General features: G+C 72.4%; 11 protein-coding genes. 1 reads left to right on the top strand and 10 read right to left on the bottom strand.

Going from position 1 to position 14,697, the window contains the following annotated elements:
* Positions 1-70: 70 nt before the first annotated feature.
* From E0504_RS23175 to uvrC, 9 genes are all read right to left on the bottom strand, one after another.
* Entirely contained in the window at positions 71-1,873 is a 1,803-nt protein-coding gene (locus E0504_RS23175) for an ABC transporter substrate-binding protein (protein WP_112107431.1), read from the bottom strand.
* Entirely contained in the window at positions 1,870-2,100 is a 231-nt protein-coding gene (gene secG, locus E0504_RS23170; protein ID WP_018503306.1) for a preprotein translocase subunit SecG, read from the bottom strand. Before secG ends, E0504_RS23175 begins: the two co-directional genes overlap by 4 nt.
* Positions 2,101-2,359: 259 nt before the next feature.
* The gene (gene tpiA / locus E0504_RS23165; protein WP_112107428.1) at positions 2,360-3,172 is read right to left on the bottom strand and encodes a triose-phosphate isomerase; all 813 of its coding nucleotides are present in this window, start codon (positions 3,170-3,172) and stop codon (positions 2,360-2,362) included.
* A gap of 51 nt (positions 3,173-3,223) precedes the next feature.
* Positions 3,224-4,426 carry a phosphoglycerate kinase gene (pgk, locus tag E0504_RS23160; RefSeq protein ID WP_071065516.1) on the bottom strand — a complete coding sequence of 401 codons (1,203 nt, stop codon included), beginning with the start codon at positions 4,424-4,426 and terminating at the stop codon, positions 3,224-3,226.
* A 54-nt stretch (positions 4,427-4,480) separates the two neighbouring features.
* Positions 4,481-5,488, bottom strand: a complete 1,008-nt coding sequence (gap, locus tag E0504_RS23155) for a type I glyceraldehyde-3-phosphate dehydrogenase (RefSeq protein WP_020459667.1) — start codon at positions 5,486-5,488, stop codon at positions 4,481-4,483.
* A gap of 237 nt (positions 5,489-5,725) precedes the next feature.
* Positions 5,726-6,730: a DNA-binding protein WhiA gene (gene whiA / locus E0504_RS23150; protein ID WP_198145480.1), complete on the bottom strand. Its 1,005-nt coding sequence runs from the start codon at positions 6,728-6,730 to the stop codon at positions 5,726-5,728.
* On the bottom strand, positions 6,718-7,824 hold the full coding sequence (yvcK, locus tag E0504_RS23145) for a uridine diphosphate-N-acetylglucosamine-binding protein YvcK (RefSeq protein WP_112107426.1): 1,107 nt from the start codon (positions 7,822-7,824) through the stop codon (positions 6,718-6,720). The genes whiA and yvcK overlap by 13 nt, the downstream gene beginning before the upstream one ends.
* Entirely contained in the window at positions 7,821-8,690 is an 870-nt protein-coding gene (rapZ, locus tag E0504_RS23140) for an RNase adapter RapZ (RefSeq protein ID WP_112107424.1), read from the bottom strand. Before rapZ ends, yvcK begins: the two co-directional genes overlap by 4 nt.
* Complete coding sequence (uvrC, locus tag E0504_RS23135) at positions 8,687-10,765, bottom strand: excinuclease ABC subunit UvrC (protein WP_112107421.1); 2,079 nt, start codon at positions 10,763-10,765, stop codon at positions 8,687-8,689. Before uvrC ends, rapZ begins: the two co-directional genes overlap by 4 nt.
* A gap of 404 nt (positions 10,766-11,169) precedes the next feature.
* Here uvrC and E0504_RS23130 point away from each other — a divergent pair, with 404 nt between their 5' ends.
* The gene (locus E0504_RS23130; RefSeq protein ID WP_020459662.1) at positions 11,170-11,589 is read left to right on the top strand and encodes an SsgA family sporulation/cell division regulator; all 420 of its coding nucleotides are present in this window, start codon (positions 11,170-11,172) and stop codon (positions 11,587-11,589) included.
* 35 nt (positions 11,590-11,624) lie between these two features.
* Here E0504_RS23130 and uvrA read toward each other — a convergent pair whose 3' ends face one another.
* Positions 11,625-14,522, bottom strand: coding sequence for an excinuclease ABC subunit UvrA (uvrA, locus tag E0504_RS23125; protein ID WP_112107419.1), 2,898 nt, complete (start codon positions 14,520-14,522; stop codon positions 11,625-11,627).
* Positions 14,523-14,697 lie beyond the last annotated feature (175 nt).

The following is a 14,697-nucleotide window of genomic DNA, read 5'->3' as shown; positions in this document are numbered from 1 at the left end:
CGAACTTGGAACAGACCCTAGGGGCCCCCTCACGGGTGTGCGACTGGTCCCGCCGCCGGTCCGGAGACCCTCAGGGACCGAGCGAAACCGCTGTGGGATCGGCGGTTCCCAGCGACGGCACGATCGTGAACGCCTGTACCGCCGAGCTACGCAGCCGCGACGTGTGGGTGACCGCGAGGGGCACGACCGCGGCGTCGTTCAGCACCGTTCGCTCCAGCCCGGCCCAGTCCGTGGCGGCGTCGTCCTCGGAGGAGGCCGTCACGGCGGACTCGTAGCGGGCGAGGAGGTCCGGACGGCGGTAGCCGCCGTCGGCCGGCCGGGCGCCCACCCAGGCCTCGTCCAGCAGCGGCTCGTAGACGGTACGACCGGCGTCGCCGAACCAGTCCGGGGTGATCGTGGTCAGGGCGAGGTCCCAGAACTGCCCGCCCGGGCTCGACGCGGCCGCAGTGTACTGCGCGCCGGTGCGGATGCGCAGGTCGAGGCGGATTCCGGCGCGGGCGAACACGGCGCGCAGCGCCTCGGCCACCGCCGTGTCGGTGGCGCTGTCCGTGGTCAGCAGGGACAGCGCCGTCACCTTCCCGCCCGGGTTGTTCGCGAGGCCGTCGGCGCAGCGCCGTGAGTCCCCGGAGCCGTCCCCGGCCGGGAAGGGGTTGTACGTCTCGTAGCCGGTCATCGGCGACTGCAGGAGCTGGGCCGTCGCCGTGGCGAGCGTGGGGCCGCCCAGCGCGGCGGCCACCGCCGTTCGGTCGATGCAGTAGGCCAGCGCCTCCCGGGCCTGCTGGTCGCGCAGGGCCGCCGCGGACGGCCCGTTGAGCCCGACGACGAGGGCGACGACCGGGCCGGTCGGAGCGACCACGAGCTTCCTGTCGGCACTCTCGACCAGTCGGGCCAGGTCGTCGGCGGGGATGTCGCCGCTCAGGGCCATGTCCGCGTCACCGGCCTCGATGCGCGCCGTGATGGTCGCCGGGTCGAGCCCGTCGGTGACGGTGATGTGGTCGGGCAGCGCCCGCCGGATGCCGTCCGAGGAGCCGCTCCAGGCCGGGTTGCGGGACAGCCGGTAGCCACCGCCGGGCTCCGACACGAACCGGTACGGCCCGTCGGAGATCAGGTTGTCGAGGTACTGCTGGGAGTCCGGCGGGTAGGCCAGGGCCTCCAGCGGCACCGGCGAGCTGGCCGGCAGGGCCAGGATGTCCACGAAGTCGTTGACCGGCTTGATCAGGTGGAACGCGAGGGTGTCGTCGCCGATGACCTCGATCCCGGGGACGGTGCCGCTCTCGATCAGCGCGGGGGCGTCGGCCACCGGCGCCGCGGCGAGCTCGGCGCAGTACTCGGCGAAGCCGACGACCGTCGCCGCGTAGTACCCGCGCAGTGGGGAGGGCGACGGCGGCGCGCACATCCGCTTGAGGCCGCGGGCGACGTCCGTCGCGGTGATCCGGCGCTGGTTCGGGGTGTTCCACCGGGCCGCCGAGCGCAGCCGCACGGTGTAGACGGTGCCGCCCATGGTCACCACGGGGGCACCGGCCGCGAGGTCGGGGCGCGGGATCGTCGACCTGGCGGTGTCGGCGTCGGCGGGGTAGCTGTAGAGCTGGCGGGTCACCAGCCGGGCGAACGCCCGCTCCCCCGGCTCGTCGGCCCACCCGGGGTCGCCGGTCGGCATCCGCCCGGTCAGCAGGCGCAGCGTGCCGCCGGGCTTCTCGAGCGGGGAGGCAGTCGTCGGCGGCGTGGTCGGGCTCGCCGCCATCGGGCCCGGCGTCGGGTCCGACTCGCCGCTGCATCCCGCGACAGTGAGCAGGGCGACCGTGGTCAGGAGGGCGGTGAGCAGGGCGGCGATCCCTCGGGCATGACCGAGCCGCCGCCCCGGAGAGGCGTTCAATTCTTCAGGAGCAGACCGAGACCGATAATGCAGGTGATCCACAAGAGGGCCACCGCGACGGTGAGGCGGTCGAGATTCTTCTCGACCACGGACGATCCCCCCAGTGACGAGGAGACACCGCCCCCGAACAGTGTCGACAGACCGCCGCCCTTGGCCCGGTGCAACAGCACCAACAGCACCAACAGCACACTCGCGACAATCAGGGCGATCGACAGACCGACCGTCATCTAGACCAGCTCCCGCTCCTCGGGGACGTGGCAGGCGACCCGGTGGCCGGGTCGAGCCTCCCAGCGGAGCCTCGCCACCGTCCTACGCACCTCCTCCGCCTTTCCAGCAACGTGTGGTGGGCCCGTACCGTCGCACCCGATCGGGCTACTCGACGATCGTGCAAACGTACATGACACCGCCCGGTCACCGATGTGGCACACCCCGGGACGGCTCGTGCGCGGCCGGCCGCGGGCGCGTACCGGTGGCGGACAGCCCCCGCTACGCCGCCGGACCGCTGCGGATGATGCCGACGAACTCCTCGGCGACCAGGCTCGCACCGCCGACCAGACCGCCGTCCACGTCGGGCATGGTGAACAGCTCGGCCGCGTTGGCGGCCTTCACCGAGCCGCCGTAGAGGACCCGGATGCCGGCCGCGATCGGCTCGCCGTACAGCTTTGTGAGCTGGCCGCGCACGGCGGCGCACATGTCCTGCGCGTCCTGGGCGGAGGCGGTGCGCCCGGTACCGATCGCCCAGACCGGCTCGTAGGCGACGACGAGTGTGGCCGCCTGCTCCGCGCTCACACCGGCCAGCGAGCCCTCGAGCTGTGCCAGGACGTGCTCGACATGCGTTCCGGCGGCGCGGATGTCCTCGTGCTCGCCGACGCACAGGATCGGCGTGATGTTGTGCTTGTAGGCCGCCAGGACCTTCGAGGCGACCAGCGCGTCGTCCTCGTGGTGGTACGTGCGCCGCTCGGAGTGCCCGACGACGACGTACGAGCAGCCAAGCCTGGACAGCATCGGCCCGCTGATGTCGCCGGTGTAGGCGCCCGAGCCGTGCGGGGAGAGATCCTGGCCGCCGTAGCCGACGGCGAGCTTGTCGCCGTCGATCAGCGTCTGGACGCTGCGCAGGTCGGTGAACGGCGGCAGAAAGACCACCTCGACCCGCTCGAGCTCGGCGGGCTTGAGGTCGAAGGCGACCTTCTGCACCAGCGCGATGGCCTCGAGGTGGTTGAGGTTCATCTTCCAGTTGCCGGCGACCAGCGTCCGCCGGCCGGTTCCGGCCGACCCGCGGGCGGGTGCCCCCTTCGCCACGTCCCTGCTTCCCTTCCTCGGTGAAAGTGTGGAGATCAGACTCGGTGGTGCTCAGACGTCGAGCGCGGCGAGGCCCGGGAGCGTCTTGCCCTCCAGGTACTCCAGGCTCGCGCCGCCGCCGGTGGAGATGTGGCTGAAGTCGTCCTCCGGGATGCCGAGGGTGCGCACCGCGGCGGCCGAGTCGCCGCCACCGACGACCGAGAAGCCGCCGCCGGCCGCGACCGCCTCGGCGACCCCGCGGGTACCCTCCGCGAACGGCGCGAACTCGAACACGCCCATCGGGCCGTTCCAGAAGATCGTCGCCGCACCGGCGACCACGCGCGCGAACGCGGCGGTGGATGCCGGCCCGATGTCGAGGCCGAGCCAGCCGTCCGGGATCGCGTCGGCGGCGACGACGGCGGTCTCCGCGTCGGCGGCGAACCGGTCGGCGACCACCACGTCGGTGGGCAGCACGAGCCGGTCACCGGCCTCGGCCAGCAGGTCCTTGCAGGTGTCGATCATCTCGCTCTCCAGGAGCGAGGCGCCGACCGGGTGCCCGAGGGCCGCCAGGAAGGTGAAGCACATGCCGCCGCCGACGAGGAGCGTGTCCACCTTCGGCAGCAGGGCCCGGATGACGCCGAGCTTGTCCGACACCTTCGACCCGCCGAGCACGACGGCGTACGGCCGGGCCGGCGCCGCGGTCAGCGCCCGCAGCACCTCGAGCTCGGTCAGCACCAGCCGGCCGGCGGCGTGCGGGAGGCGCTTGGGCACCTCCGACACGCTCGCGTGGGCCCGGTGCACCGCGCCGAACGCGTCGCCGACGTAGAACTCGGCGAGCGCCGAGAGCTCGTCGGCGAAGGTCGCGCGGGCGACGGTGTCCTTGCTGGTCTCGCCCGGGTGGAAGCGCAGGTTCTCCAGCAGGGCCACCTGGCCCTCGGCGAGCTGCCCGACCACCTCCCGGGCCCGGTCACCGGCGATGTCGCCGCCGCCGTCCCCGGCGAACGCCACCGGGACGCCGAGCAGCTCGGCGAGCCGCTCGGCGACCGGGGCGAGGGAGTACTTCTCCTCCGGGGCCCCCTTGGGACGTCCCAGATGCGAGCAGACGATCACCTTCGCGTTCCGGTCCAGAAGAGCCTGGATGGTCGGCACGCTCGCGCGCACCCGGCCGTCGTCGGTGATGCGCGGCGCGCCCTTGGAATGGTCCAGGGGCACGTTGAGATCACTGCGGACAAGTACGCGGTGACCGGTGACCTGCAGGTCGTCGATCGTCCTCACGCTGGGCTGCTCCGGGGTGGGCGAAGGTGCGATGGACGGGCCGGTTCGCCGATGTCAGATCCGGGCGGCGACGAGCCCGGTCAGGTCGACGAGCCGGTTGGAGTAACCCCACTCGTTGTCGTACCAGCCGACGACCTTCACCTGGCTGCCGCTGGACATCGTGAGCAGCGAGTCGAAGGTGCACGACGCCGGGGTACCCACGATGTCGGAGGACACGATCGGGTCCTCCGTGTAGACGAGATAGCCCTTCAGCGGGCCTTCCGCCGCCGCCTTGTACGCGGCGTTGATCTCGTCCTTCGACGCGGGACGGGCCAGGTTCACGACAAGGTCGGTGACCGAGCCGTCAAGGACCGGAACACGCATCGCGATGCCGTCGAGCTTGCCCTTGAGGTGCGGGAGCACGAGAGCGGTCGCCTTCGCGGCACCGGTGGTGGTGGGAATGATGTTCTGCGCCGCCGCCCGCGCCCGACGCAGGTCGGAATGTGGGAAGTCAAGGATGACCTGGTCATTGGTGTAAGCGTGGATCGTGGTCATCAGACCACGCTCGATACCGAACGCCTCGTCGAGAACCTTCGCCAATGGCGCGACACAGTTCGTCGTGCAGGAAGCGTTCGAGAGGATATGGTGCTTCGCCGGGTCGTAGACGTCGTCGTTCACGCCCATGACGACCGTGAGGTCCTCACCCTTGGCCGGCGCCGAGATGATGACCTTCTTCGCCCCGGCGGTCAGGTGCTTGCCGGCCGTCTCGGCCGTGGTGAAGCGGCCGGTCGACTCGATCACCACGTCGACGCCCAGGTCAGCCCAGGGCAGGGCGGCCGGGTCACGCTCCGCGAGCACCTTGATCGTGCTGTCGCCGACGCGGATGCCGTCCTCGCCGACGGAGACCGACTCGGGCAGCGTGCCCAGAGTCGTGTCGTACTTCAGCAGGTGCGCGAGCGTCTTGTTGTCCGTCAGGTCGTTGACGGCGACGATCTCCAGATCACTACGCCGGCTGGCTGCAAGCGCCCGCCAGAAGTTACGACCGATTCGCCCGAAGCCGTTGACACCCACCCGCGTAGCCACGTCCAGGACTCCCCTATGCTCGTGTGCCGTCGTGTGCCAGGAGCCTAGCGAGTCGGGACATCATCGGCGGGAATCCGAACCGATCCATGTCGGTCTCCTCACACCGAGCGACCCGGCACACTCGGCATTTGGTTGAATGCCGCGCCGTTTCGACAATCACCCTATCCCATGGGCTTCCACGGCCACGCCGCGTACCGGGTCTCTCGCTGTGCCCCGTCCGTGGTAGCGATTGCGTGCTCAGGCGTTCTCGAACAGCTCCGGCGACACACTCGCCTCGGTGTTGGGGATGCCCAGCGCGTTGGCCCGTTTGTCCGCCAGCGCGAGGAGCCGGCGGATCCGCCCGGCGACGGCGTCCTTGGTGAGCGGCGGGTCCGCGAGCGCGCCGAGCTCCTCCAGCGACGCCTGCGCGTGCTCCAGGCGCAGGCGCCCGGCCGCGAGCAGGTGGTCGGGGGCGTCGTCCCCGAGGATGCGCATCGCCGCCTGCACCCGCGCGCCGGCGGCCACCGCGGCGCGCGCCGAGCGGCGCAGGTTCGCGTCGTCGAAGTTCGCCAGCCGGTTCGCCGTGGCCCGGACCTCGCGGCGCATCCGCCGCTCCTCCCAGGCCATCAGGCTGTCATGCGCACCGATCTTGGTCAGCAGCGCGCCGATGGCGTCCCCGTCCCGGACGACCACGCGGTCGACGCCGCGGACGTCCCGGCTCTTGGCCTGCACGCCCATCCGCCGGGCGGCGCCGACAAGCGCCAGCGCCGCCTCCGGGCCGGGCGAGGTGACCTCCATCGAGCAGGACCGGCCGGGCTCGGTCAGCGAGCCGTGCGCGAGGAACGCACCCCGCCAGGCCGCCGCCGCGTCGCACGCCGAACCGGTCACCACCTGCGGCGGCAGGCCGCGTACCGGCCGGCCGCGCTGGTCGAGCAGGCCCGTCGACCGGGCGAGCTGTTCCCCGTCCCGCTCGACGCGGACGATGTAGCGCACCGACCGCCGCAGGCCGCCGGCCGCGAGCACGGCCACCGACGACGGGAAGCCGAAGACCTCGGCGATCTCACGCCGCAGCCGGCGCGCGGTGGCGCCGGTGTCGAGCTCGGCCTCCACCACGATGCGGCCGCCGACGATGTGCAGGCCGCCGGCGAACCGCAGCATCGCCGCCATCTCGGCCCGCCGGCAACAGGGCTTGGCCACTCGCAGCCTGCTCAGTTCGTCCTTGACGGTGGCCGTCATCGCCGCCACACCGATCACTCCTTGCATTCGCCGGAGGGGATCCGGTGGCCGGAGCCACCGGTGGATGAGCACCCGACACCCGAGGGGTCGGCACAGGCCGCTCCCGGCTGCCGGCCAGGCCAGGCCCGCTGGCCGTCCATCGGACGGGCCGCCGACGGCACCGCCACGGCGCCGTCCTGCGCGAAGACGGCGCGGAACGCGGCCGCGAGACGTTCGGGGTCGTGCAGCGCGGGTTCACCGGGAACCCGCACGGGTGCGAGGTGGAGCCGGGCGCCCAGGTCCGCGGCCGCGCGGGCCAGCGGGTCCGGGTCGCAGACCGCAGCCGGGTCCGCGATCACCACGTCGAGGCGCAGCCCCGGGACGTGCGTGGCCAGGGCGTGCAGGTGGGCCTCGGGGGTGTAGCCGGCCGTCTCGCCCGGCTGCGCCACGAGGTTGAGCACCATCACCCGGTGGGCGTCGGCGCCCGTGATCGCCGCGCGCATGTCGGGCACGAGCAGGTGCGGCAGCACGCTCGTGTAGAGCGAGCCCGGACCGAGGACGATCCAGTCCGCGGCGGCGGCGGCCGCGAGGGCGGCACCGCAGGCCGCCGGCTCCGCCGGGGCCAGGCGTACCCCGGCCACCCGGCCGGGGGTCGTCGCGACGGCCGCCTGGCCGCGGACCTCCGCGGACTCCCCGGCCCGGTTCGGGTCGAGGCCGGTCACGTCCGCGACGATGTCGATGCCGGCGCATGACAGTGGCAGCACCCGGCCGTCGACGCCGAGCAGCGACGCCGCCAGGTCGAGCGCGGCCACCGGGGAGCCCGCGCGCTCCGCCAGCGCCGTCAGCACGAGGTTGCCGACCGCGTGGCCGGCGAGCGCCCCGCCGCCGCCGAACCGGTGCTGGAAGAGGTCAGCCCACGTCTGGGACCACTCGTCGGCGCCGGCCAGCGCGGCGAGGGCCATCCGCAGGTCGCCCATGGGCAGGGCGCCGAGCTCGGCGCGCAGCCGGCCCGACGAACCACCATCGTCACCCACGGTAACCACCGCGGTCAGGTGGCGGGTGATCCGGCGCAGCGCGGCCAGCGACGCGGCCAGGCCGTGTCCGCCGCCGAACGCGACGATCGCGGGAGCGTCGGCGGTCACTCGCGGCCCAGATCCCGGTGCACGACCCGGACGCCGACGCCGTCGGCGGCGAGCCGGGCCCCGAGCTGCTCGGCGACGGCGACGCTGCGGTGCTTGCCCCCGGTACAGCCCACCGCCAGGGTCAGGTACCGCTTGCCCTCCCGCACGTACCCCTCGCCGACCAGCCTGAGCAACGCCGTGTACTGGTCGACGAACTCCGTCGCGCCGGGCTGCGCCAGCACGTAGTCGCGGACCTGCGAGTCCCGCCCGGTGTGGGGGCGCAACGCCTCGACCCAGTGCGGGTTGGGCAGGAACCTGCAGTCGGCGACGAGGTCGGCATCCAGCGGCAGGCCGTACTTGTAGCCGAACGAGATCACGGTGGCGTTGAGCCGGTTGGCGCGCGGCTGGCCGAAGGCGGCGTCGATCTTGGCCCTCAACTCGTGCACGTTGAGATCGGTCGTGTCGAGGACGAGGTCGGCCTCGCCGCGCAACTCCGCGAGCAGCGTCCGCTCCCGGTTGATGCCGTCCACGACCCGCTCGTCGCCCTGCAGCGGGTGCGGACGGCGGACATGGTCGAAGCGGCGCACCAGCGCGTCGTCGGACGCTTCCAGGAAGAGCATCCGCGGGTGCATGCCGCGCGAGTCCAGTGCCTCCACCGCCGCACGCAGGTCGGAGAAGAACGCCCGCCCGCGCACGTCGACGACGACGGCGATCCGGCTCACCGCCCCGCCGGAACGGTGCCCCAGCTCGGCCATCGTCGACAGCAGCGCCGGGGGCAGGTTGTCGACGACAAACCAGCCGAGGTCCTCGAGGCACTTGGCCGCCGTGCTGCGGCCGGCACCGGACAGCCCCGTGATGATCGCAAGGTCGAGCGTCGCCGCTGTCACCGGGTCACCCCCGCCGAGCCGATGATCTCACCGGTCAGCGGGTCGACGGCGGGCGCCGGCGCCGCGTCCGTGCCCGGGGCCGACCGCGCCAGAGCGGCGACGATCGCCTCCGCCGTGCGCGGGCCGATGCCCGGCACCTGCGCGATCTCCTCGGCGCCCGCGGCCCGCACCTTCGCCACCGAGCCGAAGTGCCGCAGCAGCGCCTTGCGTCGAGTCTCCCCGAGCCCCGGGACGTCGTCGAGCGCCGAGGCGACCATCGACGTCGACCGCTTCTGCCGGTGGTAGGTGATCGCGAACCGGTGCGCCTCGTCCCGCACGCGCTGGAGCAGGTAGAGGGCCTCGCTCGTCCGCGGGAGGATCACCGGCTCGTCCTGGTCGGGCAGCCAGACCTCCTCCAGGCGCTTGGCCAGCCCGCACAGTGCCACCCCGCCGGGCCCGGACTCGATGCCGAGCTCGTCGAGCGCGCGCGCGGCGGCGGCGACCTGCGGCGGCCCGCCGTCGACGACGACGAGGTTGGGCGGGTAGGCGAACCGCCGGGGCCGGCCGGTCTCGGGAGCCTCGTCGTCGCCGGTGGGGGCGCCCGGGTACTCCTCGAGCTCGCCGGTGCGGGCCCGCTCCGCCAGATAGCGGGAGAAGCGCCGGTGGACGGTCTCGTGCATGCTCGCCACGTCGTCCTGGCCGTCGACCCCGCGGATGGAGAACCGGCGGTACTCCGACTTGCGGGGCAGACCGTCCTCGAAGACCACCATGCTGGCCACGACGTCGGTGCCCTGGGTGTTCGACACGTCGAAGCACTCGATCCGCAGCGGGGCGTCCGGGAGCTCCAGCGCCTCCTGGAGGTCGGCCAGCGCGCGGCTGCGCGCGGTGAGGTCGCCGGCGCGCTTCGTCCGGTGCAGGGTGAACGCCTGCTTGGCGTTGCGTTCGACGGTCTCCATCAGGGTGCGTTTGTCCCCCCGGCGGGGGACGCGCAGGTCGACGCGGGCCCCACGAGCCCGTTCGAGGAGCTCGGCGACGGCCTCGGCGTCCGGCGGCAGCTCGGGCACGAGGATCTCGCGGGGGATCTGCGCGGCCGGCGCCGGGTCGGTGGTATTGGCGGTGCCGGCGGTATCAGCGGTATCAGCGGTGCCGGCCGGGCGCACGCCGTCGAGGTACTCCTGGGTCAGGAACTGCTCGACGAGGTCGGCGGTGGTGACGTCCTCGAGCTTGTCGACGACCCAGCCCCGCTGGCCGCGGACCCGACCGCCGCGCACGTAGAAGATCTGGACCGCGGCCTCCAGCTCGTCCTGGGCGAAGGCGATCACGTCGGCGTCGGTGCCGTCGGGCAGGACGACGGCCTGCTTCTCGACCGCGCGGCGCAGCGCCCCGATGTCGTCACGCAGCCGCGCGGCGCGCTCGTACTCCTGCGCCTCGGCCGCGGCCCGCATCTCGCGCTCGAGCCGGCGCAGGTAGCGGCCGGTCTGCCCGGACATGAAGTCGCAGAAGTCGTCGACGATCTGGCGGTGGGCATCGGCGTCGACCCGCCCGACGCAGGGGGCCGAGCAGCGGTCGATGTACCCGAGCAGGCAGGGACGGCCCACCTGGCCAGCCCGCTTGAAGACCCCGGAGCTGCAGGTGCGCGCGGGGAAGACCCGCAGTAGCAGGTCCAGGGTCTCCCTGATGGCCCACGCGTGCGCGTAGGGGCCGAAGTAGCGCACGCCGCGCCGCTTGGGCCCACGCATCACCTGGAGCCGCGGGAACTCCTCGTACAGCGTCACCGCGAGACTCGGATAGCTCTTGTCATCGCGGTAGCGGACGTTGAAGCGCGGATCGAACTCCTTGATCCAGGTGTACTCGAGCTGGAGCGCCTCGACCTCGGTGGACACCACGGTCCACTCCACGGAACCGGCCGTGGTGACCATGTGCTGGGTCCGGGGGTGCAGCGTGTGGATGTCGGCGAAGTAGTTGGCCAGCCGGGCGCGCAGACTCTTGGCCTTGCCCACGTAAATGACCCGGCCATGTTCGTCGCGGAAGCGATACACGCCCGGGGTCTCGGGGATCGAGCCCGGCGGGGGCCGGTAGGACGCCGGATCAGCCATGAGCCGAGCCTACGGCGACCGCCATCCGGCCTGAGCAGTGCCTGCACGTAGCTATTTCATCACGCTGAGCTTCCATGCTGTCGAGGGCCCCCGTCGCTCACCGATTCCGGCCGTGCGCCGGCACCGCTCCCGAGGAGCGCCGGGCGGCCGGCGGCGCCCGCATGGAAGGCCCGCCGACCGGCCCGGACGGGCGAGCCGGCACCCACCGACGGGCCGCTACCAGGGCCCGGACGGCGCCGTGTGGCCAACCTGTCGCCGGGCCGATCTCCCGTCCGCCTTCGGTCAGCGCCCGGTCGCCGTATGCTGAAGCGCGTCCACTCGGGTGGCGTCACGAGCGAACTGCTGCGACGGTGTAAACCGGCGAGGCAGTTAAACCGGGTAGATCGGGCCGAGGGAGCCGACGCGTGCAGGTGGAGGACGTCACGACGGAGTTCGTCGTTGACGACGCCCCCAGCCGCGGCAGGATCACCGTTCTGCAGATCACCTGGCGCAGCTGTGACCCGCTGGCGGTCGCGCTGGTACTCGTCTCCCGGCCGGATCATCCCGCGCTCCCGCAGGGCCACTGGGTGGCTCCCCGGGACGCGCTGCGGGCCGGCCTGGACGGCCCGGCACCCGTCGGCGACGGGGACGTCCGCATCACGCCCGAGCCGACCCGGGACGGCATCCGCCTCGAGCTGGCCGACGGCGAGCGCCGGTCGGTGGTCGTCCTGGACGCCGCGCCCGTCCGCCGCTTCCTCGAACGCACCGAGCGGGTCGTGCCCGCCGGCGAGGAGCACCCCGAGGTCGCTCTGGACGCCGTCCTCGACGACCTCCTCCAGACCTGACTCCTCCAGACCTGAGCGGGCACGGCCGCGCGCCGTCACAGCGCGGCCGCGCCGGCGAGCTTCGGCCGTGACTTCGGACGGGCGTCGACCCGGTCGCCGAGGATCTCCCGCAGGAAGGCGCCGGTGTGGCTCTCGGGCACCGCGGCGACCGTCTCGGGAGCTCCCTCGGCGATCACCCGGCCGCCGCCCGTCCCGCCCTCCGGGCCCATGTCGATGATCCAGTCGGCGGTCTTGACGACGTCGAGGTTGTGCTCGATGACGATCACCGTGTTGCCGGCGTCAACGAGCCGGCCGAGCACGCCGAGCAGTTTCCGGATGTCCTCGAAGTGCAGGCCGGTGGTGGGCTCGTCCAGCACGTAGACGGTCCGCCCGGTGGAGCGTCGCTGCAGCTCCGAGGCGAGCTTCACCCGCTGCGCCTCACCGCCGGAGAGGGTGGGCGCCGACTGGCCCAGCCGGACGTAGCCGAGGCCGACGTCGTTGAGCGTGCGCAGGTGCCGGGCGATCGCCGGGACCGCCGCGAAGAACTCGGCGGCCTCCTCGATCGGCATGTCGAGCACCTCGGCGATGTTGCGGCCCTTGAAGTGCACCTCCAGCGTCTCCCGGTTGTACCGGGCGCCCGCGCAGACCTCGCACGGGACGTAGACGTCCGGCAGGAAGTTCATCTCGATCTTGATGGTGCCGTCGCCGGAGCAGGCCTCGCACCGGCCGCCCTTGACGTTGAACGAGAACCGGCCCGGCAGGTACCCGCGGACCTTCGCCTCGGTCGTCTCCGCGAACAGCCGGCGGATGTGGTCGAACACGCCCGTGTACGTCGCCGGGTTGGACCGCGGGGTCCGGCCAATCGGTGACTGGTCGACCCGTACCGCCTTGTCGAGGTGCTCGAGGCCGGACACCGTGCGGTGCCGGCCCGGCACCTCGCGCGCGCCGTTGAGATGGTTCGCGAGCACGCTGGCGAGGATGTCGTTGACCAGCGTCGACTTGCCCGAGCCGGAGACGCCGGTGACCGCTACCAGGCAGCCGAGCGGGAACGACACCGTCACGTCCCGGAGGTTGTGCTCCCGGGCGCCGTGCACGGTCAGCGAGCGCGACTTCGTCGGCGCGCGGCGGATGTCGGGCACCGGGATCTGCCGCCGACCGGAGAGGTAGGCGCCGGTCATCGACTCCTCGCTGCTCAGCAGCTCCTCGACCGGGCCGGAGACGACCACCCGGCCGCCGTGCTCACCGGCCCCGGGGCCGATGTCCACCACCCAGTCGGCGGCACGGATCGTGTCCTCGTCGTGTTCCACGACGATCAGCGTGTTGCCGAGATCGCGCAGCCGGACGAGGGTCTGGATGAGGCGGCGGTTGTCCCGCTGGTGGAGGCCGATCGACGGCTCGTCGAGCACGTAGAGCACGCCGACCAGCCCCGAGCCGATCTGGGTGGCGAGGCGGATCCGCTGGGCCTCCCCACCGGCGAGCGTGCCGGCGGAACGGTTCAGGGACAGGTAGTCGAGGCCGACGTCCAGCAGGAAGGCGAGCCGCGCGTCGATCTCCTTGAGGACCCGCCCGGCGATGGCCTGCTCCCGCTCGCTGAGCTCGACGCCGCGCAGGAATGCCGCGCATTCCCCGATCGACATCCCGGAGACCTCGGCGATGGAGCGGCCGCCGAGCGTGACGGCCAGCGACTCCGGTTTGAGCCGGGCGCCCCGGCATGCCGGGCAGGGCACGTCGCGCATGTAGCCCTCGTAGCGCTCGCGGCTGCTGTCGGACTCGGCGTCCGAGTGGCGGCGACGCAGGAAGGCCATCACGCCCTCGAAGGACGTGTAGTAGGAGCGCTTGCGACCGTAGCGGTTCGTGTAGCCGACGTGGATCTCGGTCTCGCCGCTGCCGTGCAGGATCGCCTTGCGGGCGCGCTCCGGCAGCCCCTCCCACGGGGTGTCCATCCGGAAGCTGAGGTCCTCGCTGAGCGCCGTCAGCAGCCGCTCGAAGTACTCCTTGTTGTGCCCGCCGGCCCACGGTTGGATCGCGCCCTCGGCGAGCGAGAGCGTCGGGTCGGGCACGACGAGGTCGGGGTCGACCTCCTTGCGGGTTCCCAGACCCGAACACTCCTGGCAGGCCCCGAACGGCGAGTTGAACGAGAACGACCTCGGCTCCATCTCCTCGAAGGAGAGGTCGTCGTACATGCAGGCCAGGTGCTCGGAGTACATCCGCTCGCGGTCGGGGTCGGCCGGATCCCGGTCGACGAAGTCGAGCAGCACCAGGCCGCTGCCGAGCTTGAGCGCCGTCTCGATCGAGTCGGTGAGGCGGCGCTTGGCCGACTCCTTCGCCGCGAGCCGGTCGACCACGACCTCGATCGTGTGCTTGCGCTGCTTCTCGAGCTTGGGGCGCTCGGTGAGCGCCACGACGGTGCCGTCCACCCGGACCCGGGCGAAGCCGGAGCTCTGCAGCTCGGCGAAGAGGTCGGCGTACTCGCCCTTGCGGCCACGGACGACCGGCGCCAGGACCTGGAAGCGGGTGCCCTCGGGGAGCTCCAGGAGCCGGTCGACGATCTGCTGCGGGGTCTGCCGGGCGATCGGGCGGCCGCACTTCGGGCAGTGCGGGTGGCCGACCCGCGCGTACAGCAGCCGCAGGTAGTCGTAGACCTCGGTGATCGTGCCCACCGTCGAGCGCGGGTTGCGCGAGGTCGACTTCTGGTCGATCGAGACCGCGGGTGACAGGCCCTCGATGAAGTCGACGTCCGGCTTGTCCATCTGGCCGAGGAACTGGCGGGCGTAGGCCGAAAGTGACTCGACGTACCGGCGCTGCCCCTCGGCGAAGATCGTGTCGAAGGCGAGGCTCGACTTGCCCGAGCCCGACAGCCCCGTGAAGACCACCAGGCCGTCCCTGGGCAGGTCGAGATCGACGTCACGAAGGTTGTGCTCACGTGCTCCGCGGACGACAAGACGGTCAGCCATCGTCAGGTCCCTCGTGGTCTTCGGTCGGGTGGGGGTGACAGTCGGATACAGGTGACAGTCAGGTTTGGGTGACATCAGGTGTGGGGGACAACTGTCGCGGCCTGCGGCAGGCATGCTACGGACGGGTTTGCGGCCCGTTACGCGGCCCCGCGGGCAGGCGCCGCGCCCTGGGCCC

Source organism: Parafrankia sp. BMG5.11 (assembly GCF_004337455.1).
Note: the sequence above shows the minus strand (reverse complement) of the source record. Positions and strands in the feature narration are given on the sequence as shown.

What these genes read in the sequence shown, in the direction of transcription:
- secG (WP_018503306.1), bottom strand. Translation starts at nt 2,100, where the DNA reads ATGACGGTCGGTCTGTCGATCGCCCTGATTGTCGCGAGTGTGCTGTTG.
- whiA (WP_198145480.1), bottom strand. Translation starts at nt 6,730, where the DNA reads ATGCAAGGAGTGATCGGTGTGGCGGCGATGACGGCCACCGTCAAGGAC.
- uvrC (WP_112107421.1), bottom strand. Translation starts at nt 10,765, where the DNA reads ATGGCTGATCCGGCGTCCTACCGGCCCCCGCCGGGCTCGATCCCCGAG.
- uvrA (WP_112107419.1), bottom strand. Translation starts at nt 14,522, where the DNA reads ATGGCTGACCGTCTTGTCGTCCGCGGAGCACGTGAGCACAACCTTCGT.